Source organism: Brucella sp. IR073, from assembly GCF_049065735.1.
Lineage (GTDB): Bacteria > Pseudomonadota > Alphaproteobacteria > Rhizobiales > Rhizobiaceae > Paramesorhizobium.
In genome coordinates, this window is sequence record NZ_JBAKHD010000004.1 from 220425 (window position 1) to 241030 (window position 20606).

Below are 20606 nucleotides of genomic sequence, written 5' to 3' on the forward strand. Positions count from 1 at the left end.
GAAGACCGGACGCTAACATGGAATCGCCGCACCATAAACAAGTTGGCACAATCGGCTTGCCGATAAAGGCGCGGTGGTCTACTTGCGGCTTCATGCCAGAACCTACCGTCGAGTCCGCCTCCGAGCCTCCAGATTTCGCCACCCGCCTCAACTGGTTTCTGCGCGGCGCGTCGAGGATTTTCAGTGTCCCCGCCGTGTTGCTGATGAGCTCCTTCGTTGGTTTTGCTGGGCTCGCCATCGAAAGCGGCATGACGATGGCGCAGACCGTCTTCATGACTCTCGTCATCTGGGCGCTGCCGGGGAAAGTGGTGCTGATCGGCGCGGTGGCGTCCGGCGCGACATTGCCGGCGGCGGCGCTGGCCGTTGCGCTTTCTTCGGTGCGCCTGATGCCGATGGTCGTGTCGCTGCTGCCGGAATTGCAGGGCCCTCGCACCCGGCGCATCACGCTGCTATTCCTGTCCCATTTCGTCGCGGTCACCGCATGGGTGATGGCGATGGAAGAGCTGCGCAAGATCCCGCGCGACCTGCGCACCAGCTATTTCGCCGGGATCGGCATGGTGCTTGTCGGCACCAATGCGCTGATCGTCGCCATCGTCTACATGCTTTCGGCGAGCTTCCCGCCTATCGTTTTCGCGGCCCTGTTCATGCTGACGCCGATGTATTTCCTGACCTCGCTCTGGCGCTCGACGCGAGAGAGAGCGGGGAATGTGGCGATGGTCGCCGGACTTGTCCTGTTCCCGGTCTTCCACGGCATCGCGCCGGGCTATGATCTGCTCCTGACCGGCACTGTGGGTGGCATCGCGGCCTTCATGGTCCACCGGATCCAACTGAGCCGCATGAGGGCGAAATGACCTGGGAGAGTTTTCCCGACTGGTGGTGGCCGTTCGTTTTCATCCTGCTTGCAGGATGGCTGGCAACCGATACCTGGCGCTTCCTCGGGGTGCTTATAGGCGGGCGCATTCGCGAGGACAGCCAGGCGCTCGTGCTGGTGCGCTGCATCGCCACGGCGCTGGTCGCCGCGGTTATCGCCCAACTCATTCTTTACCCGACCGGGGAACTCGCAAGCTCCCCGCTCTGGCTGCGCGTGGGCGCGGCGGCAGCCGGCTTTGCCGTCTATCTCGCCACCGGCAAGCGCGTTCTGGTTGGCGTCGCAGTGGCGGAGATATTGCTCGTTATAGGGCTGCTGCTTCTATAAAATCAAAGCACTGCCTTGATCTTCTCCGCATTGCGCGCGAGCACGTCCGGGTCTTCCATCTTGCCGCTATGAGGCTTCAGCGCGAGGCCGTCGAAGCGAGGAATGACGTGAAAATGCAGGTGGAACACCGACTGACCGCCCGCCGGCTCGTTGAACTGCATGATCGTCACGCCATCGGCCGCGAAGGCCTTTTTCACCGCGACGGCGATTTTCTGCACGGCGGCGAGCAATGGTCCAAGCGTATGCGGCGCGGCGTCGAGCAGATTGCGCGAGGCGGCTTTCGGCACCACCAGCGTATGGCCTTCGCCCTGCGGCATCACATCCATGAAGGCGACGACATGCTCGTCCTCATAGACGCGATTGGACGGGATTTCTCCGCGCAGGATGCGCGCGAAGACATTGTTGTCGTCATAGGTCATTCATAGCTCCTCTTGATACTTTTTGAATGGGGTGTGCTCGCGCAGGGCTTCGTTCAATTGCTCGATTTCACGGCGCTCGCGGATCAGATAGTCCTCCACCGCGCGGCGGAAACCCTCATGCGCGATGTAATGGGCTGAATGGGTCGTGACGGGCACATAGCCGCGTGCGAGCTTGTGCTCGCCCTGTGCGCCCGCCTCCACGACCCTTATTCCCTTTGCGATGGCGAAGTCGATGGCCTGATGGTAGCAGACCTCGAAATGCAGGAAGGGATGGTCCTCGATGCAGCCCCAATGCCGCCCGAAAAGGCGATCCTCGCCGATGAAGTTGATGGCCCCGGCGATATAGCGCCCATCGCGCTTGGCCATGACAAGGAGGATGTCATCAGCCATCCGCTCGCCGATCAGCGAGTAGAATTCGCGGTTGAGATAGGGGCGGCCCCATTTTCGACTACCTGTATCCATATAAAAGGCGAAAAATTGATCCCATATGGCCTCAGTTAGATCGCTTCCCGTCAGCCATTCTATGGTGATGCCGCTGCTCAGCGCCTCGCGCCGCTCGCGTTTCAGCGCCTTGCGCTTGCGTGAGGCGAGCGTTTCGAGAAAATCCTCGTAAGCCGAGTAGCCTTCATTGATGAAGTGGAACTGCTGGTCGGTTCGATGCAGGAATCCGGCTTCCGTCAGCTCGGGCAGCTCGCTTTCGGGCAGGAAGGTGACATGGGCCGAGGATACGCCGTGTTGAACCGTCAGTTGCCGAATCCCGGCCGCAAGAGCCTGCCGTACGGCCTGCGGCTCGAACGCTGTACTATGAAGAAGGCGCGGGCCGGTGGCGGGCGTGAACGGCACCGCGACCTGATATTTCGGATAATAGTCGCCGCCCGCGCGCTCGAAGGCGTCGGCCCAACCATGGTCGAAGACATATTCGCCCTGGCTGTGGCCCTTGAGATAGCAGGGCACCGCGCCCAGAAGCCGGCCATCGTCATCCTGAAGGCGCAAATGCCGCGGCAGCCAGCCGGTGGCGGGCGTAACGCAGCCGGAATCTTCCAGAGCGCTCAAAAAATCATATGAAATGAAGGGGTTATAGCCTTCCGCTTCCCTGGAAGTTCCGGAAAGGCTGTCCCACTCCTCGCGCGTAAAGGCGGAAAGACCGTTGCAAACGGCTAAGGTAAAACCGCGCTCGTCTTGCTCCCGTCCGTTCAATTGCCTCGTCCCAAATAGCGATAGCGAATAGTGCGTAGCGAATAGGAATGTCTTTCTATCCGCTATTCCCTACTCGCTATTCGCTATACTTATCAAGCCAGCATTGAATCCGGATCGAAACCCTCGAACGTAATCTGATCCGCGAACAGATCGCTCTGGGCTTTCTGCGCCTCGTTCCTGACCGTCCACGTAATGACCGGCATGTTCAGCTTTTCCCGAACGAAGGTGACGAACGGGTTGGGCAGGTGGTGGACATTATAGGAAACGAAGGCGAGTTCATGCGCGAGCAGGGAAAAATGCGCCTCGATATCCCTGGTCTTCGCCCCCTCCGCAGTGAGCCCGCCGGGAATGCCCGGCGCGTCGGCCGGGAAGCGTCTGACCAGGTGATGGTCGAAAGACATGATGGCGGCGTGGCCCTGATAGCCGTCCAGTTCCCGTGCCACCGCCGCGACAAGCCCATCATCCCGCCCGGCAATGCCCTTGAGCTCGATGATGACAGCCACGCGGCCCGCAATAAGCGTCAGCGCCTCCCTCAAGGTCGGCACCCGGTCGGCGGTGCCCCCGACATGCAGGGCGGTGCATTGCGCGGCGGTCAGCTCATGGATCTGGCCATCTTGTCCCGTCAGCCGCTTCAAATGCTCGTCATGAAAGACAATAGGAACGCCATCGGCGGAAAGATGCACGTCACACTCGATGGCGAAACCCGCCTTTGCCGCGCGGTCAAAGGCCGGGAGCGTGTTCTCCCAGCATTTGTCGTTGAGATCATGCAGGCCGCGATGGGCGATAGGACGCTTCGTCAGCCAGTCGAGATTGGCCATGATCAGGCGACCTCGATAATTGCTTCGACCTCGACCGGCGCATTGAAGGGCAGGGAGGCCATGCCGACCGCGGAGCGCGCGTGACGCCCGGCATCGCCAAGCACGGCGACGAAGAGGTCGGATGCGCCGTTGGCGACGAGGTGCTGCTCGACGAAATCGGGCGTCGAGGCGACGAAGATCGTGATCTTGACGATGCGCTTGATGCGGGCCAGGTCGCCGAGCGCTGCCTTGGCCTGCGCCAGCACATTGATCGCCGCCGCGCGTGCCGCTTCCTGCCCGTGCGCCACCGTCAGTTCGCCGCCCAGCAGCCCCTCATGCACGAGCTTACCATTGACCAGCGGCAATTGCCCTGACGTGAAGAGAAGCGTGCCGGACTGCGAATAAGGCACGTAATTGGCGACTGGCGCCGCCGCCTCGGGAATGGTGATGCCGAGGCCGGCAAGCCGCATCTCGATGGTATTGCTCATGATATGCTCCTATATTTAATTCCGAAATTCGTGCGCGTGCCGAATTTCAGAATCATGCAAGTTCAGTGGAGGTTGCGATTTTTGCCTCGCTTCCGCCATGAGATTTTTTATGATGTGCCGTCAATGAAACGGAGAATCCTTAATGCGTTCGATAAGTGTTCTGGCTGCCGCCGCTAGCCTCACCGGTTTTATGTTTGCTCCGTTTCCAGTGGCCGCCGCGAACCCCGTCGTTCTCGTTCCTCACCGCGCCGTTTACGATCTCCAGCTCGACAGGGCCGACGACAAGTCCGGCATCTCCGGGCTGACCGGCCGCATGGTTTACGAATTCAACGGCTCGGTCTGCGAGGGTTATACCACCAATTTCCGTTTTGTGACCCGCATCGACATGGACGAGGCGCCCCCGCGCCTCACCGATCAACAGACCACCACATACGAATCCGGTGATGGCAAGCAGTTCAACTTCGTCAATAAGACGTTCATCGACAAGGAACTGAGCAAGGAGGTGCGCGGCGAGGCTACACTGACGCCGAACGCGACCGAGGTTTCGCTCACCAAGCCGGAATCGAAGAAAGTCACGCTGGAACGCTCGCAATTCCCGACTCACCATATGGAAGAACTGATTGCCAAGGCCGAAGCGGGCGAGGTGTTCTACCAGACCACGATGTTCGACGGCTCGGAGGATGCGGACCGGGTTTCGGACACCACCATCGTGGTCGGCAAGCCGGAAGTATCCATCGATAGCGACGAAGCGAAGGCCATGGGCAAGCTTGCCAATGAGAAGGTCTGGCCGGTCAATATCGCCTATTTCGACGATAAGGAAAACCAGGAAGGCCTGCCGGTCTACCGCATCGATTTCAAGCTTTACCGCAACGGCATCACGCGCGATTTGAAAATGGATTACGGCGATTTCTCCATCAAGGGTACGCTTGTCGATCTCAAGATATTCGACCAGTCGCAGAAGGCGGGCGATTGCAAGAAATAGCCTCGCGGCCGTCATTCCTGGCGATCCGGGGATGGCGGTCTGTTCTGGAAATCACCAGTATTTGTTCAGATCATGGTGGCTATTGGGAAATAACGACATAGATATGGTGTGCTTCGCTTCTTTTGATCGTCCTGCAAAGGAGACGATTCATGAACATTTCCGCGAAAAGCACGACCAAGGGTGCCGCAAGCACCGGCAATGGCCGTATTCACCACACCATCTACATTACGCTTAAGGACAAAAGCCCCGCCGCCGTGCAGAAGCAGCTGGAGCTTGGGGAAAAATATCTCGCCAACCATCCCGGCGAGCTTTCCTTTTTCCCCACTGTGCTGGCGCACAATCTGACGCGCCACAAGCAGGTGGCGTATCTCTTCAATGAAGACAATTTCGACGTCGCCTTCATTATGGTGTTTGCCGATCGCCAGTCGCATGACGCCTATCAGGTGTCCGACGCGCATGTGAACCACTTCATCCCGCAGAGCAATCCGAATTGGGTGAAGATACGTGTGTTCGACTCGGTCGAGGTTTGATGAAGGCCAGAGGGCAGTAGGGCAATATGTTTTTGCTATTGCCCTCGTCCGCCTGTGCGATACCCTTGCCTTACTGCCCTCTCTTGCATTTCCCCGCATAATCCGTTAACAGCCGCAGCATTCCACACACGGGGTTGGGCCTGATGCCGGGAGAAATCCGGTGCTGGCCTCCGGTGGCGAGTGATCGCCTCTTCCCGTGGAGGTTCAACCGGAAAAGGAAAAGAAAATGGCATTGCCTGATTTCAGCATGCGCCAGCTCCTTGAAGCTGGCGTTCACTTTGGCCACCAGACCCACCGCTGGAACCCGAAGATGGCGCCCTACATCTATGGCGACCGTAACAACATCCACATCATCGACCTGGCCCAGACCGTTCCGCTGCTGCATCAGGCGCTGAAGGTCGTGTCCGATACGGTTGCCCGCGGCGGCCGCGTGCTCTTCGTCGGCACCAAGCGTCAGGCTTCGGAGATCATCGCCGATGCGGCGCAGCGTTCGGCCCAGTACTACGTCAATGCCCGCTGGCTCGGCGGCATGCTGACGAACTGGAAGACCATTTCCAACTCGATCCAGCGCCTGCGCAAGCTCGATGAAATCCTTGCCGGCGAAGCCCAGGGCTTCACCAAGAAGGAGCGCCTGAACCTCGACCGCGAGCGCGAGAAGCTGCATCGCGCGCTGGGCGGCATCCGTGACATGGGCTCGACCCCGGACCTGATGTTCATCATCGACACCAACAAAGAAGCGATTGCCATCCAGGAAGCCAAGCGCCTTGGCATTCCCGTCGTGGCTGTCATCGACTCCAATTGCGACCCCGATCAGATCGACTATCCGATTCCGGGCAATGACGATGCTTCCCGCGCGATCTCGCTCTATTGCGACCTGATCGCCCGTGCCGCTCTCGACGGCATTGCCCGTCAGCAGGGCGCGCTCGGCATGGATATCGGCGCTCAGGCCGAAGCTCCGATCGAGCCTGCGCTGGAGACCCCGGCGGAAGACGGCCAGGCTTCTGCCTGAGCATGATCCCCAAAAAGTTGCAGACTTTTTGGATAAGGTCATGCGGCTAAGGGTGTCTTCATACACCCGTCATAGCGGGTAAATAGTTTTTAAAATAGCAATGTGGGCATACCGGCGACGGTATGCCTTCGCTTTCATGAGAGGCGATAATGAGCGTTTCAGCATCCCAGGTAAAAGAACTTCGTGAACTCTCCGGCGCAGGCATGATGGACTGCAAGACCGCGCTGGCCGAAACCAATGGCGACATGGAAGCCGCCATGGACTGGCTGCGCAAGAAGGGTATTGCCAAGGCCGACAAGAAGGCGGGCCGCACTGCCGCCGAAGGTCTGGTCGGCGTTGCCTCGTCCGGCGCCAAGGCCGTCGTCGTCGAGGTGAACTCCGAGACCGACTTCGTCGCCCGCAACGACGCCTTCCAGGACCTCGTCCGTAATGTCGCCGCCGTGGCGCTGACGACCGATGGCACCACCGAAGCCGTCGCCGCCGCGACCTATCCGGGCACGTCCAAATCCGTCACCGACGCGGTGAAGGACGCCATCGCCACCATCGGCGAGAACATCAATTTCCGCCGTTCGGCGGCGCTCAGCGTCCCGCAGGGCGCGGTCGCGACCTATGTGCATAACGGCGTCTCCGACGGTCTCGGCAAGATGGGTGTTCTCGTCGCCATTGAGACGGTGGGCAATACCGAAGCAGCGCAGGCTTTCGGTCGTCAGGTCGCGATGCATGTCGCGGCGACGAACCCGCTCGCCCTGACCCCGGCTGAGCTCGACCCGGCTGTCGTGGAGCGCGAAAGGGCGATCTTCTCCGATCAGGCCCGCCAGTCCGGCAAGCCGGAGAACATCATCGAGAAGATGGTCGAAGGCCGTATCCGCAAGTTCTACGAGGAGGTCGTGCTTCTCTCGCAGGCTTTTGTGCTTAACCCGGACCTGACCGTCGAAGCCGCTCTCAAGGAAGCGGAAAAGACTATCGGCGCTCCGGCCAAGATCACCGGCTTCGTACGCTTCGCTCTTGGCGAAGGCATCGAAAAGGAAGAAACCGACTTTGCGGCGGAAGTCGCTGCTGCGGTCAAGAAGTAATAGGCTAAATTCCCGTGAGTTCGGAGGGCATCGCGTGACATCGCGGTGCCCTTCGTGTATCCGGAACCGGAATTACCAATCAAGCCCACGGGAAAAGAGGGGATATCATGTCCGGCGCACCCATCTATAAACGTGTCCTGTTGAAAGCCTCGGGCGAGGCGCTGATGGGAAATCAGGGCTTCGGGATCGATGTCTCGGTCGCCGACCGTATCGCCGCCGATATCGCCGAGGCGAGGGCGCTCGGCGTGGAAGTTGGCGTTGTCATTGGCGGTGGCAATATTTTCCGCGGGCTGGCAGTCGCCTCCAAGGGCGGGGATCGCGTGACTGGCGACCATATGGGCATGCTCGCCACCGTCATCAATTCGCTGGCGCTGCGCACATCGCTTTCCAAGCTCGGTGTAGACAGCGTGGTGCTTTCGGCCATCGCCATGCCTGAGATATGCGAGAGCTTCTCGCAGCGTCAGGCGACTGCTTATATGGATCAGGGCAAGGTCGTCATCTTCGCCGGCGGCACGGGCAATCCCTTCTTCACCACCGATTCCGCTGCCGCGCTTCGCGCGGCGGAGATCGGCGCGGACGCGCTTTTCAAAGGTACCCAGGTGGACGGGATTTACTCCGCCGACCCGAAGACCCATCCCGATGCCGAGCGTTACGAGCGGCTGACGCACAAGCAGGTGCTCGACCGGGGGCTGGCGGTGATGGACACCGCCGCGGTTGCCCTTGCGCGGGAGAACAACATTCCGATAATTGTCTATTCCATTCACGAAGAAGGCGGGTTCGCCAAGATTCTGCTTGGCAAGGGACATTGCACCGTGGTTTCCGATTAAGAGCGCATTGAAGGGAGAAAAAGAAGAAATGAGCGACGCTCTGGATCTCAATGACATCAAGCGCCGTATGGAAGGCGCCATTCAGGCCTTCAAGCACGATCTCGGCGGCTTGCGCACGGGCCGCGCTTCCGCGAGCCTGTTGGAGCCGATCACGGTTTCAGCCTATGGCTCGGATATGCCGATCAACCAGGTGGCCAATATCTCGGTGCCGGAGCCGCGCATGCTGTCGGTGTCCGTATGGGATAAGTCGATGGTAGGGGCAGTGGAACGCGCGATCCGCGATTCCGGCCTTGGCCTCAACCCGATCACCGATGGCACGACGCTGCGCATTCCCCTGCCGGAATTGAACGAGCAGCGCCGCAAGGAACTGGTCAAGATTGCCCATCAATATGCCGAGCAGGCGCGCGTCGCCGCCCGCCATGTGCGCCGCGATGGCATGGACCAGCTGAAAAAGCTGGAGAAGGACGGCGATATCAGTCAGGATGATAGCCGAGTCCTCTCGGAAAAGGTGCAGAAGCTGACCGACGAGACCATTTCGGAGCTGGACAAGCTGCTGGCCACCAAGGAAGCGGAGATCATGCAGGTCTGAGCATGATCCCGAAAAGTTGCAGACTTTTCGGATAAGATCATGTGCATAAAAATGACCTGCATTTTCCAGGCTTCGGAATTCGAACGGGGGAGCGATGCCCATATCCAATCCGCGCCATATCGCCATCATCATGGATGGCAATGGCCGCTGGGCGAAGGCAAGGGGACTGCCGCGCACCGCCGGACACAAGGCGGGCATGGAAGCTTTGCGCGAAATCGTCAACAAGGCCGGCGAGATCGAGCTGGGCTGGCTGACGCTTTTTGCCTTTTCCTCGGAAAACTGGTCGCGGCCTCAGAGCGAGGTCAGCGAGCTGATGGGGCTGCTGAAGTTCTTCATCCGCCGCGACCTCGCCGATCTGCACCGCAAGAATGTGCGTGTGCGGATCATCGGCGAGCGCGAGGGGCTGGCGACGGACATTCTCGGCCTCCTTGAAGAAGCCGAAGCGCTGACGCTGGGCAATACCGGCCTCAACCTCGTTATCGCCTTCAATTACGGCGCGCGCGATGAAATCGCGCGGGCGATGCGGGCGCTGGGCGAGGATATCGCGGCAGGCAGGCTTGCTCCATCGGCGATCACGCCGGAGGCGATTGCCGCGAAGCTCGACACGGCGGAAATGCCGGATCCGGATCTCATCATCCGCACCAGCGGCGAGATGCGCCTTTCCAATTTCCTGCTCTGGCAGGCCGCCTATTCGGAATTCCTGTTCGTTCCGTGCTTCTGGCCGGATTTCAAGCCCGCCAATCTGATGGATGCCATCGAGACGTTCCAGGCCCGCGAACGCCGGTTCGGCGGTGTCGAGGCGCGGCTTCCCGCTCAGGATATCGCGCTGTAAGCTGCGCAGGGCTTACAGCGGAAAAGGTTTCCCATGTCCAATCTCCAGACCCGTATTGTGACGGCGATCATCCTGGGCACCGTGACGCTTCTTGTCACCTGGGTCGGCGGAACATGGTTCACGCTGCTCGCCATCGCCATCGGCGCGGCGGTATACCATGAGTGGGTATCGCTGACGGCGGCGCGCCAGACGGCCCTCTCACGCGGCTTCGGCTGGGCGTGGCTGGCGCTCACCGCTGCCGTCCTGCTCTGGGACGGGCGCGCATTGCCGGCCATCAGCCTTCTTCTCCTCGGCGCGGTGCTGATGGTTGTCCTTGCCTGGAAGACCGGGAGGGCCTGGGCGCCGGCGGGGCTTCTCTATGCGGGCCTTCCGGCAATCTCTCTCTCCCTGTTGCGCGGAGATGAGCCTTTCGGCTTCGGCGCGATCATCTTTCTCTTCGCCGTGGTCTGGGCGACCGACATTGCCGCCTATTTCACCGGGCGCGCCATAGGCGGCCCGAAGCTCGCGCCGCGATTCTCGCCCAATAAGACCTGGTCCGGCGCCATCGGCGGCGCGGTGGCGGGCGTCGTCGCAGGCGTCCTCGCCGTTATGGTCATGATGCCGCCGGACGGTTTTCTCGTGCCCTTGCTGGCGCTCGCGCTTTCCGTGGTCTCGCAGATGGGCGACCTTGCCGAATCCCGGGTCAAGCGGATATTCGGCTTCAAGGATTCCGGACGGCTTCTGCCGGGCCATGGAGGCTTCATGGATCGTGTCGATGGGCTTGTGGCGGCTGCCGTGCTCATGTACCTCATTGGGGCGATTTTCGCCGAGCCGGATGTGCCTTCTGCCATTTTCTTCGGGATGTAGGCTGCGGCACGATATCTAATTATATAATGGCGGTCCGCATGTGCGGGATGCCTCGCCAGGAGAATAAATTTGGGAGACGTGGTCTCATATCTTTTCGGCAGCAACAGCCTGCTTATCGGGACGATCGTTCCGTTTCTCTGCGTGCTGACGGTCGTCGTTTTCGTCCACGAGATGGGGCACTATCTCGTCGGGCGGTGGTGCGGCATCGGCGTCAGGGCGTTTTCGGTGGGATTTGGGCCCGAACTGATCGGCTTTACCGACCGCAAGGGCACACGCTGGAAACTTTCAGCGATTCCGCTGGGAGGCTACGTCAAATTCGTCGGCGACGAGGGCGTTGCGAGCTCGCCATCCGAGGCGGCGGAGCAGGGGCTGACCGAATCCGAAAGGGCCGTGGCCTTCCACACGCAGCCGGTATGGAAGCGTGCGGCGACGGTTTTCGCCGGTCCTGCCTTCAATATTCTCCTGACGATTGTCATCCTATCGGTGTTTCTAGGGCTTTACGGCCGCGTAGTGGCCGACCCGATGGTGGCCGAGGTGCGTCCTGGAAGCCCGGCGGCGGTCGCCGGCTTCGTGCCGGGCGACCGATTCCTGGCTGTCGACGGCGAGAAGGTGGACACTTTCTCCGATGTGCAGCGCTATGTCTCGATCCGGGCGGGCGATCCGATTCGCTTCACCGTTGAGCGCGACGGCAAGGAAGTGACGCTTACCGCCACGCCCGAAATGCTCGAGCAGACCGATCCGCTCGGCAACAAAGTGAAGATGGGCGTCATCGGCGTCGTCAACAACGAGGCGCTCGGCAAATTCCGGGTGATCGAATATGGCCCCGTCGAATCGGTCAAGCAGGCGGTGCTCGAAACCGGCTTCATCATCGGGCGGACGGGTGAGTTCTTCACGCGATTCTTCGCAGGCCGCGAGGACAAGTGCCAGTTGGGCGGTCCCGTGAAAATCGCCACCATGGCGGGCGAAGCGGCGAGCCGCGGCTTTTCCTGGCTGGTGCAGCTGACGGCCATGCTTTCGATCGGCATCGGTTTGCTTAACCTTTTTCCGCTTCCGCCTCTTGATGGCGGCCATCTGGTCTTTTATGCCGCTGAGGCGGCGCTGCGCCGGCCCGTGCCGGTGGCGGTGCAGGAAGTCTTCTTCAGGGTGGGATTCCTCACCGTGATGGGATTCATGGCATTTGTTCTGTTCAACGACATTTTCGTCTGTTGAGGCAAAGGCTCGATAAGGGTAAAAGGAGAGGGGGGAAATTTCAGGAAGACGGTAAGGAATGTTTACTAATGTGGTTCGGCGGCGTGGCGCGGATGTCACGCCTCAAGGCCAAGTAAACGGAAATTGACCGTGACGCTTGCTTGTATGAAAAAACCAGTTATTACGGTGGTTTGAGTTAAGCGCTTTTTTCTGGGATACCGCCCCGGGGACAACGAGAAACAAAGGTTCAGAAGGCCAATGACGGCAAGTTCGAAATTCTTTGGCGCCGCCTCCGCGATCGCCATGCAAGTGGCTCTTGCGGCCTCCGGTTCAACCGCTGTTTCCCTGATTGCGTTCGATACCGCTGAAGCGGCGGTCGTCAGCCGAATCGAGGTTCGCGGAAACCGGCGCGTCGATGCGGCGACGATCCGCGACAATATCGGCATCCAGCCCGGCAAGTCCTTCTCGAACAACGATATTGACGAGGCGATCAAGCGCCTTTTCGCCATGGGGCTGTTCTCCGACGTGCAGATCAAGCAGGTCGGCGGTGCACTCGTCGTCAGCGTCAGCGAATATTCCGTCGTCAACAACGTTCTGTTCCAGGGCAACAAGAAGATCAAGGATCCGCAGCTTGCCGCCGCCGTGCAGTTGAAGGCGCGCGAGCCGTTCGATCCCGTCAAGATGGAGGCGGACAAAGAGGCGATTCTCGATGCCTATCGCCGCATTGGGCGCAGCGATGCGACCGTCAACGCCCGTACCATCGATCTGGGCGAGGGGCGCGTCAATGTGGTCTATGAGATCAACGAGGGCGACCGCACCAAGATCGGTGCCATCAATTTCGTCGGCAATGAGGCCTTCGGTTCTCGCCGCCTGCGTGACGTCATCTCCACCAAGCGCACCAATCCGCTGTCGTGGCTGACGCGCGGCGACGTTTATGACGAAGACAAGCTGCGCGCCGATGAGGAAGCGCTGCGCCGCTTCTATTACAATCGCGGCTATGCCGATTTCCGCGTCGTCTCATCGAATGCGGTTCTCGATCCCGCGACGAACGAATACACCATCACCATCACCGTTGATGAAGGTCAGAAGTACACCTTCGGTGACGTTCAGGTGGAGAGCACCATTCCTGGAATCGATACGCAGTCGCTGCGCGGCGATATCAAGACGCATACGGGCGATGCCTATAGCGCCAAGAACATCGAAACGTCGGTTATCGACATCACCGAAGCTGTTGCTGCCAAGGGCTATCCCTTTGCCAAGGTCGAGCCGCGCGGTGATCGTGACTTCCAGAATCATACGATCTCGGTCGTCTACAGCATCGAAGAGGGCGTTCGCGCCTATGTCGAGCGGATCGAGATTCGCGGCAATGAGAAGACGCGCGATTACGTCATCCGTCGTGAGTTCGATTTGAGCGAAGGCGATGCGTTCAATCAGGTCATGATCCAGCGCGCCAAGCGCCGTCTGGATGCGCTCGACTTCTTCCAGTCGGTCAACATTTCGACCGTGCCCGGCTCCGCGCCGGATCAGGTCGTGCTGGTTGTCGATGTGGTCGAGAAGCCTACGGGTGAGTTCTCTGTCGGCGGCGGCTACACCACCGGCGGCGAGACGCCGGGCGTGTCGGTCGAAGCCTCGATCACGGAGCGCAACTTCCTCGGCCGTGGCCAGTATGTCCGCATCGGCGCGGGCGGCGGTCAGGATGACGCGCGTAACTACTCGTTCTCCTTCACCGAGCCCTACTTCCTCGGCCAGCGCATCTCTGCGGGCTTCGATGTCTTCCGGAAGACATATTCGCTGAAGGACAAGTACGATGTCGAGCAGACGGGCGGTACGATCCGTTTCGGCCTGCCGATCACGGACAATTTCTCCGCTGGCGTAGCCTATAACTACGTGCAGGAGAAATATGAGCTTGATGGTGACGTCCTAAATCCGGATGGAACGCCGAATTATAACGAGGTTGCGCCTGCTATTGTCGAGGCATCGCGCGAGAGCCCCTGGATCAAGTCCTCTATCAGCTATTCGCTGACATATAACTCGATTGACGATGTTAAGAATCCGCACGATGGGATTTTTGCGCGCTTCAATCAGGAGTTTGCGGGGCTTGGTGGTGACGCGAATTATCTGAAGTCGACGGTCAAGGCCAGCTACTACAAGACGCTGTCTCAGGAAGCCGATATTGTCGGTCTCGTGAGCGCCGGCGGTGGTTACATCCATGCCTTCGATGATGAAGGCGCGCGCATATTCGATATGTTCAAGAACAATTCGGATATCATCCGCGGCTTTAAATATAATGGCATTGGTCCGTTCCAGCGTACTCGAGATGGCAGCGATCGGTACTATCTCGGCGGCACGACCTATATAAACGCTACCGCCGAAGTGCAGTTCCCGATGCCCGTCGTTCCCGAGAGCCTCGGCATCCGTGGCGCGGTCTTTGCCGACGCGGCGACCCTTTACGGTACTGAATATAAGCCGGAGTCAGGTGATCCCGCCGTTGAGGGTGACAGCAGCGCGCTGCGCGCCTCGGCAGGTATCAGCCTGATGTGGGCTTCGCCTTTCGGTCCGCTGCGCTTCGACTATGCGTGGCCGATCAAGAAGGAAGATACCGACAAGGTGCAGAACTTCAATTTCGGCATTTCGAGCAAGTTCTGATAGATTTGCCTTTCTCCCGGGGCTAATAGTCCCGGGAGAGAAAGTGTGTTGATGGCAGATCCTGTTTTCTTTACGCCGTCGCGTCAGTTGACAATCGGCGATATCGCCGAGTTCACCGGTGCGAGGCTGCGTGACGCGGCGCTTGGCAGCCGTGTTGTCGCACGCCTCGCATCGCTTGGCGATTCCGATTCTGATTCGCTTGTCTTTCTCGAAGGCAAGAAGAACGCGGGAAATCTCGCCGGGCTCAAGGCAGCTGCCGTGCTCTGCACCGAGGAATTGCAGCATCATATCCCCTCCGGCATCGCCGTTCTGCTGACGCGCAATCCGCATCGCGATTTTTCCTCTGTGGGCCGGATGCTGTTCCCGTCGTCCGCGCGCCCGGAGCCGTGGATTGGTGAAACCGGCATCTCGCCGCATGCGAGCATCCATCCGAGCGCCGAAATCGAGCCGGGCGCGACCGTCGAGGCGGGCGCTGTCGTCGGAAAGGGCGTGGCGATAGGGGCGGGCACCGTCGTCTCGGCGACTGCCGTCATAGGCGCGAATTGCCAGATCGGTCGCGACAGCTATATCGGCCCCGGTGTCTCCATCCAATATGCCTTCATCGGCAACCGGGTGCAGCTGCATCCCGGTGTTCGCATCGGGCAGGACGGGTTCGGTTATGTCCCCGGTCCGCGCGGTGTGGAAAAAGTGCCCCAGCTGGGCCGCGTCATCATCCAGGACGATGTCGAGATCGGCGCCAACACCACGATCGATCGCGGCGCGCTTGCCGATACCGTGATCGGCGAGGGCACCAAGATCGATAATCTCGTTCAGATTGCGCATAATGTACGCATCGGGCGTCATTGCCTCATCGCTGCCCATTGTGGCATTTCAGGCAGTGTCACCATCGGCGACATGACCATGCTCGGCGGCCGTGTCGGGCTCGCCGACCATCTGACCATCGGCTCGCGCGTACAGATCGCAGCGGCCAGCGGGGTGATGAACGATATTCCGGATGGCGAGAAATGGGGCGGAATGCCCGCGCGCCCGTTCAAGCAATGGTTCCGGGAAGTCGCGGCGCTCCGCAGTATCGGACAGCCAAAGAAGGAGAAATCTTCGGATGAGTGAGACCGGGCGCGCCAGTTTGAATGCAGCCGATATCCAGAAGCTGCTGGCCACCTTGCCGCATCGTTATCCGTTCCTGCTGATCGACCGCATCGTCGATATCGACGGCGACCAGTCGGCGACGGGCATCAAGAATGTCACGATCAACGAGCCGCATTTCAACGGCCATTTCCCGAGCAATCCGATCATGCCCGGCGTCCTCATCATCGAGGCGATGGCGCAGACGGCCGGCGCGATCTCGATTATGCAGCGCGGCGCGGACAAGCCGGGGGTCGTGTATTTCCTGACCATCGACAATGCGAAATTCCGCCGTCCGGTTGTCCCCGGCGACCGGTTGTTGCTTCATGTCAAGAAGCTGAAGCAGCGCGCCAATATATCACGATATGCCTGCACCGCTGAGGTGGATGGCACCCTCGTGGCCGAGGCCGAAGTGGCCGCAATGATCGGCATTGCCGAAGAAAAGTAGTCATCCAATTATGAAAGAAACTTTCATTCACCCGACTGCCCTTGTCGAAAAAGGCGCGGAACTGGGCGTGGGCGTCACCATCGGGCCGTTCTGCCATGTGCAGGCGGGCGCGGTCATCGGCGACAACACGGAGTTGATGAGCCATGTGGTGGTGACCGATGCCACCACGCTTGGCGCGGGGTCGAAGGTCTATCCTCACGCCATCCTCGGCTGCGATCCGCAGAATGGCAAGCATAAGGGCGGCCCGACGACGCTCATCATCGGTCGAAATTGCACGATCCGCGAAGGCGTCACCATGCATCGCGGCTCCGATTCGAGCCGTGGCTATACCTCGGTCGGTGACAATTGCTCATTTCTCGCCTATGCTCATGTCGCCCATGATTGCGATCTCGGGAACAATGTTACATTCGCCAACAATGTGATGATCGGCGGGCATTGCGTCATCGGCGACAATGTCATCATCGGCGGGGGCGGAGCGGTCCACCAGTTCTGCCGCGTCGGCCATCATGCCTTTGTCGGCGGCCTTGCGGCGCTCGTCAGCGATCTCATCCCCTATGGCATGGCCATTGGCGTTCATGCGCATCTGGGCGGCCTCAACATCATCGGTATGAAGCGCTCAGGCATGCCGCGCGCGGAAATCCACAATATCCGCCATGCGTCCCACATGCTGTTCGACCGCACGAAGCCGCTTCGCGAGCGCGCCGCCGACGTTATTGCCGCTTATCCCGATTCTGCCGCAGTGGCGGATCTGGTTGCCTTTATCTCGGTCGATACCAAGCGCGCCTATTGCACGCCGCCCCTCGACACCGCCTTTGGCGGCCATGGCGACGAGGACTGAGTTGACGCCCGGCGCCGACGTCACGGGCCGCACGGCCATCGTCGCCGGCAGCGGCATCCTTCCTGTCAGGGTCGCCGAAAGCCTGGAGAAGCAGGGCAGGGCCCCGCTTCTCATCCCGCTCAAGGGCGATGCTGACCCCTCGCTTTACCGCTATGAGCACACGGAAATCTCCGTGGTGGAGTTCGCCAAGCTGATCCGAGCGCTGAAGGCTGGCGGCGTTCGCAATGTCATCCTGGCAGGTGGCGTGAGCAGCCGGCCAAATTTTTCCGATTTGCGGATCGACGGGCCTACGCTCGCAGCCATACCGCGTATCCTTGGTGCACTCGGCAAGGGCGATGATGCGCTGCTGCGCGCCTTTATCGGCTTGGTCGAATCCTACGGTTTCAAGGTGGTCGGCGCGCATGAGATCGTGCCGGATTTGCTCGCGCCTGCCGCCCGCTCCCTCACAGCCAAGAAGCCCGGAAAAGATGACTGGCGCAATATCGAGCTCGCCCGCGAGGCGGCGCGCATAATCGGCGTTCTCGATGTGGGGCAGGGCGCTGTTGCCGTCGGCGGCCGCGTTGTGGCGCTGGAAGGCGCCGAAGGCACCGACGCCATGCTGGAGCGCATTGCGGATATGCGCGCAGCCCGGCGGATCCCGCAAAAAGGCGGCGTGCTTGTCAAATGCGCCAAGCCGACGCAAGATGAACGCGCCGACCTGCCGACGATAGGACTTTCGACGGTGGATAATGCGGCGCGCGCGGGGCTCTCCGGCATCGCGGTCGAGGCCGGAAAGACCTTCATCCTCGGCTTCGGCGAGACGGTGGCGGCGGCGAATAGTAAGGGACTTTTCATAGAAACCTTCGACCCAAAACCGGACTAGAGGGAAGAACCGATGGGCCGCAAGTTGCCGCTAAAGATCGCAATCGTCGCGGGGGAGGAATCCGGGGATATCGTCGGCGCCGATCTGATCGATGCGCTGCGCGCAAGCACGGACCGCCTCGTCAATCTCGTTGGGGTCGGAGGCAGCCATCTACAGGCGCGGGGGCTGAAAAGCCTGTTCGATCCGGCTGAAATCTCGATCATGGGCTTGAGCGCCGTTCTCAAGAACCTGCCCAAATTGGTCTGGCGCATCCGGCAGACGGCAAATGCTATCGTCGCCGCCAAACCCGACTGCCTTGTCATCATCGACAGCCCGGATTTCACGCATCGCGTTGCGAAGAAGGTCCGGGCGGCAGATGCCTCCATCCCGATCATCAAATATGTCGCGCCGACCGTCTGGGCGTGGCGGCCGCAGCGCGCCCGCGCCATGCGTGCCTATGTGGACCATGTGCTGACGATCCTGCCCTTCGAGGTCGAGGTCTTGCAGCGGCTGAGCGGTCCCGCCGCGACCTATGCCGGGCATCGTCTCGCCAGTTACCAGCCGATCCTTGACGTGCGGGCCGCGCGGATGCGCCGCGAGAAATCGCTGGCCGGCGCGGGCGAGCGGACGCTGCTGGTACTTCCAGGCTCGCGGCGCTCGGAGATCAAGGCATTGATGGAGCCGTTCGGCAAGGCCGTCGCCGAGCTCTCGAAGCGGGTCGAGACGCTGCACGTCATCCTGCCGACACTGCCGCATATCGAGCCGATGGTGCGCGCCCTCTCCGCCGACTGGCCGGTAAAGCCGCTGATCGTGGTGAAGGAGGAAGACAAGTGGAAGGCGTTCGAGCAGGCGGATGCCGCGCTCGCCGCGTCGGGCACTGTGTCGCTCGAACTGGCGCTGGCCCATGTGCCGACCGTGCTTGCCTATAAGACCGATTGGTTCGGAAAGACCTTCCTGATGCCGCATATCACCATATGGAGCGCGGCGCTGCCCAATATCATCGCGGACGAGGTGATCGTTCCCGAGCATTTCAACGAGTTCATCCGCCCCGGCCATCTGGCGCGTCAGCTCGACCGGCTAATGCGGCCCGGCCCCGCGCGTGACGCGCAGATGGAAGGATTCCAGCGCATCGCGGAGCTGATGGCGACGGAAAAGCCGGCTGGCGAAATCGCGGCGAAAACGGTGCTGGATGTGGTGGACAATACGAAAAAATAGCCCCCGTTAATGGAGGTGCTTATTCGCATCCATCATGCCATGCAGAATGCGGACGACGACGATCGAAGCGTCTTGGATACGGTAATAGATAATATGCGAGCCTACCACGCATTTCATGTAGCCCGGTGCATTTGCCCGCTGACCGGGCTTTTGACCCGACGCGAGATCAAGGCAGGCGGCGCGGATGGATTTTACATAGCGATCAGCTTGGCCGATACTCCATTGCTTGGCTGAATGCCGCCAGATGTGCCGTAGATCTGCCCTAGCCGCAGGGGTGAGAAAAGCCCCTTCATCCCGCTTTGTATTCTGCATGCATCTGAGCCAGGAATTCATCAAAATCGAACTCCGTCGCCGGACCGGATTCCTCGCCCTCTTTGAGAGCCGCCTCTAGTGCTCTCAGCTTCGCTTCATGCTCTTCTAGCAAACGAAGCCCCGCGCGAACAACATCGCTCGCAGAGCCATACCGGCCGGCTTGGACCTGTTCATCGATAAACGAGGCGAAATGGTCGCCAAGGGAAATAGTGGTATTCCGCGCCATTCCCGTATCTCCTTTTACCGAGATTATATTCATATCCTCTACGTCATCAATAGATGGGATTGATCGCCTCAAAACGAAAGAGGCCCCGCAACCGGAGCCTCCTTCCGACACTTCGGGAGATTTCATTCACACAATGCCGCCATTGGCGAAGACGGTCTGGCCGCTGATCCAGCCGCCGTCCGCGCTGCAAAGGGCGGCGATTGCGTTGGCGATGTCCTCGGGCTCGCCGAGCCGCTTGTGCGGGGTGCGGGCGACGAAGCCGGCGATTTGCTGGGGCGTCTTGCCATCGGTGAAGAGCGTGGTGTTGACCAGGCCCGGCGCTATAGCGTTGACGGAGATCATGCGCCCTTCAAGTTCCTTGGCGAGAACATTTGTGAAGAGTTCCTGAGCGGCCTTGGTCGCGGCGTAGGGGCCGTAGGTGGGGCTGCGCAGCTGGGTGATGCTCGAAGAAAGCGCGATGATGCGTCCACCGTCGCGAACGCGCCTTGCCGCCTCGCGCAGCACGAAGAAGCTGCCTTTCTGGTTGACGTCGACCATGCGGATGAAATCGGCGTCGCTCATGTCACGGAACGGCGCAAGGCGCATGATGCCGGCATTGCTGACAACGACATCCACGCCGCCGAACGCACGGTCGTTTTCGTCGAACAGCCGCCGCACAGCCTCCGGGTCGCTGACATCGGCCTGAACCCAGATCGCGCGTCCTCCAGCCGCCTCGATATCCCGGGCGACGCCTGCGGCAAGATCGCGGTTGACGACGCAATTGACGGTGACGGCATAGCCGTCCTTTGCCAGGCGCTTCGCCGTCGCGGCCCCGATGCCGCGGGACGAGCCGGTCACGATAGCCACCTTGCCGCGCTGCGCCTGCGCCTTTGTCTCCGTCTGGGCCTTGGCCGCACCCGCGCCAACCGCGAGCGCCGCCGATGCCAAAGCCGCCCCCGCCAATACGGTTCGCCTCGGCAATTTGTTTTGTTCGGTCATGGGGTAAA

The 20606-nt window shown here is 60.5% G+C and carries 24 protein-coding genes; 17 read left to right on the forward strand and 7 right to left on the reverse strand.

The window, feature by feature from the left end; all coding sequences use genetic code 11:
• Positions 1-92: 92 nt before the first annotated feature.
• Both ACOWVG_RS10450 and ACOWVG_RS10455 read left to right on the forward strand, forming a co-directional pair.
• Entirely contained in the window at positions 93-851 is a 759-nt protein-coding gene (locus tag ACOWVG_RS10450) for an AzlC family ABC transporter permease (RefSeq protein ID WP_420961995.1), read from the forward strand.
• Entirely contained in the window at positions 848-1195 is a 348-nt protein-coding gene (locus ACOWVG_RS10455; RefSeq protein WP_420961996.1) for an AzlD domain-containing protein, read from the forward strand. Before ACOWVG_RS10450 ends, ACOWVG_RS10455 begins: the two co-directional genes overlap by 4 nt.
• A 2-nt stretch (positions 1196-1197) precedes the next feature.
• Here ACOWVG_RS10455 and ACOWVG_RS10460 read toward each other — a convergent pair whose 3' ends face one another.
• The 4 genes from ACOWVG_RS10460 to ACOWVG_RS10475 all read right to left on the reverse strand — a co-directional run bounded on the left by ACOWVG_RS10460 (position 1198) and on the right by ACOWVG_RS10475 (position 4096).
• On the reverse strand, positions 1198-1614 hold the full coding sequence (locus tag ACOWVG_RS10460; protein ID WP_420961997.1) for an HIT family protein: 417 nt from the start codon (positions 1612-1614) through the stop codon (positions 1198-1200).
• On the reverse strand, positions 1615-2811 hold the full coding sequence (locus ACOWVG_RS10465) for a GNAT family N-acetyltransferase (RefSeq protein ID WP_420961999.1): 1197 nt from the start codon (positions 2809-2811) through the stop codon (positions 1615-1617).
• A 92-nt stretch (positions 2812-2903) separates the two neighbouring features.
• Positions 2904-3629 carry a glycerophosphodiester phosphodiesterase gene (locus tag ACOWVG_RS10470; protein ID WP_420962000.1) on the reverse strand — a complete coding sequence of 242 codons (726 nt, stop codon included), beginning with the start codon at positions 3627-3629 and terminating at the stop codon, positions 2904-2906.
• 2 nt (positions 3630-3631) lie between these two features.
• The gene (locus ACOWVG_RS10475) at positions 3632-4096 is read right to left on the reverse strand and encodes a RidA family protein (protein ID WP_420962002.1); all 465 of its coding nucleotides are present in this window, start codon (positions 4094-4096) and stop codon (positions 3632-3634) included.
• Positions 4097-4238: 142 nt separating this feature from the next.
• On the opposite strand from ACOWVG_RS10475, the gene ACOWVG_RS10480 reads away from it, so the two are divergent.
• The 15 genes from ACOWVG_RS10480 to lpxB all read left to right on the forward strand — a co-directional run bounded on the left by ACOWVG_RS10480 (position 4239) and on the right by lpxB (position 19082).
• The gene (locus tag ACOWVG_RS10480) at positions 4239-5078 is read left to right on the forward strand and encodes a cell envelope integrity EipB family protein (RefSeq protein WP_420962003.1); all 840 of its coding nucleotides are present in this window, start codon (positions 4239-4241) and stop codon (positions 5076-5078) included.
• A 149-nt stretch (positions 5079-5227) separates the two neighbouring features.
• Positions 5228-5608, forward strand: coding sequence for a hypothetical protein (locus ACOWVG_RS10485; protein ID WP_420962005.1), 381 nt, complete (start codon positions 5228-5230; stop codon positions 5606-5608).
• Positions 5609-5834: 226 nt separating this feature from the next.
• Entirely contained in the window at positions 5835-6617 is a 783-nt protein-coding gene (gene rpsB, locus ACOWVG_RS10490; RefSeq protein WP_420962007.1) for a 30S ribosomal protein S2, read from the forward strand.
• A gap of 149 nt (positions 6618-6766) precedes the next feature.
• Complete coding sequence (tsf, locus tag ACOWVG_RS10495; RefSeq protein ID WP_420962009.1) at positions 6767-7690, forward strand: translation elongation factor Ts; 924 nt, start codon at positions 6767-6769, stop codon at positions 7688-7690.
• 107 nt (positions 7691-7797) lie between these two features.
• On the forward strand, positions 7798-8517 hold the full coding sequence (gene pyrH, locus ACOWVG_RS10500) for a UMP kinase (protein ID WP_420962010.1): 720 nt from the start codon (positions 7798-7800) through the stop codon (positions 8515-8517).
• A gap of 28 nt (positions 8518-8545) precedes the next feature.
• Positions 8546-9106, forward strand: a complete 561-nt coding sequence (gene frr / locus ACOWVG_RS10505) for a ribosome recycling factor (RefSeq protein WP_420962012.1) — start codon at positions 8546-8548, stop codon at positions 9104-9106.
• Positions 9107-9200: 94 nt separating this feature from the next.
• The gene (locus tag ACOWVG_RS10510; RefSeq protein WP_420962014.1) at positions 9201-9938 is read left to right on the forward strand and encodes an isoprenyl transferase; all 738 of its coding nucleotides are present in this window, start codon (positions 9201-9203) and stop codon (positions 9936-9938) included.
• Positions 9939-9971: 33 nt separating this feature from the next.
• Positions 9972-10784, forward strand: a complete 813-nt coding sequence (locus ACOWVG_RS10515; protein ID WP_420962015.1) for a phosphatidate cytidylyltransferase — start codon at positions 9972-9974, stop codon at positions 10782-10784.
• A gap of 69 nt (positions 10785-10853) precedes the next feature.
• Entirely contained in the window at positions 10854-11993 is a 1140-nt protein-coding gene (locus ACOWVG_RS10520) for a M50 family metallopeptidase (RefSeq protein WP_420962017.1), read from the forward strand.
• Positions 11994-12230: 237 nt separating this feature from the next.
• A complete protein-coding gene (bamA, locus tag ACOWVG_RS10525) occupies positions 12231-14618 on the forward strand; it encodes an outer membrane protein assembly factor BamA (protein WP_420962019.1) in 2388 nt (795 codons plus the stop codon).
• A gap of 51 nt (positions 14619-14669) precedes the next feature.
• A complete protein-coding gene (gene lpxD, locus ACOWVG_RS10530; RefSeq protein ID WP_420962021.1) occupies positions 14670-15725 on the forward strand; it encodes a UDP-3-O-(3-hydroxymyristoyl)glucosamine N-acyltransferase in 1056 nt (351 codons plus the stop codon).
• The gene (gene fabZ / locus ACOWVG_RS10535; RefSeq protein WP_420962023.1) at positions 15718-16188 is read left to right on the forward strand and encodes a 3-hydroxyacyl-ACP dehydratase FabZ; all 471 of its coding nucleotides are present in this window, start codon (positions 15718-15720) and stop codon (positions 16186-16188) included. The genes lpxD and fabZ overlap by 8 nt, the downstream gene beginning before the upstream one ends.
• 10 nt (positions 16189-16198) lie before the next feature.
• On the forward strand, positions 16199-17026 hold the full coding sequence (gene lpxA / locus ACOWVG_RS10540; RefSeq protein ID WP_420962025.1) for an acyl-ACP--UDP-N-acetylglucosamine O-acyltransferase: 828 nt from the start codon (positions 16199-16201) through the stop codon (positions 17024-17026).
• A complete protein-coding gene (locus ACOWVG_RS10545) occupies positions 17010-17888 on the forward strand; it encodes an LpxI family protein (protein ID WP_420962027.1) in 879 nt (292 codons plus the stop codon). The genes lpxA and ACOWVG_RS10545 overlap by 17 nt, the downstream gene beginning before the upstream one ends.
• Positions 17889-17900: 12 nt before the next feature.
• Entirely contained in the window at positions 17901-19082 is a 1182-nt protein-coding gene (gene lpxB, locus ACOWVG_RS10550) for a lipid-A-disaccharide synthase (RefSeq protein WP_420962029.1), read from the forward strand.
• Between the two features lie 6 nt (positions 19083-19088).
• On the opposite strand, the gene ACOWVG_RS10555 is transcribed toward lpxB, so the two are convergent.
• The 3 genes from ACOWVG_RS10555 to ACOWVG_RS10565 all read right to left on the reverse strand — a co-directional run bounded on the left by ACOWVG_RS10555 (position 19089) and on the right by ACOWVG_RS10565 (position 20598).
• Complete coding sequence (locus ACOWVG_RS10555) at positions 19089-19394, reverse strand: type II toxin-antitoxin system RelE/ParE family toxin (protein ID WP_420962031.1); 306 nt, start codon at positions 19392-19394, stop codon at positions 19089-19091.
• Positions 19372-19620, reverse strand: coding sequence for a type II toxin-antitoxin system ParD family antitoxin (locus tag ACOWVG_RS10560; protein ID WP_420962033.1), 249 nt, complete (start codon positions 19618-19620; stop codon positions 19372-19374). The genes ACOWVG_RS10555 and ACOWVG_RS10560 overlap by 23 nt, the downstream gene beginning before the upstream one ends.
• Positions 19621-19746: 126 nt before the next feature.
• Positions 19747-20598 carry an SDR family oxidoreductase gene (locus ACOWVG_RS10565; RefSeq protein WP_420962035.1) on the reverse strand — a complete coding sequence of 284 codons (852 nt, stop codon included), beginning with the start codon at positions 20596-20598 and terminating at the stop codon, positions 19747-19749.
• Positions 20599-20606: the final 8 nt, after the last annotated feature.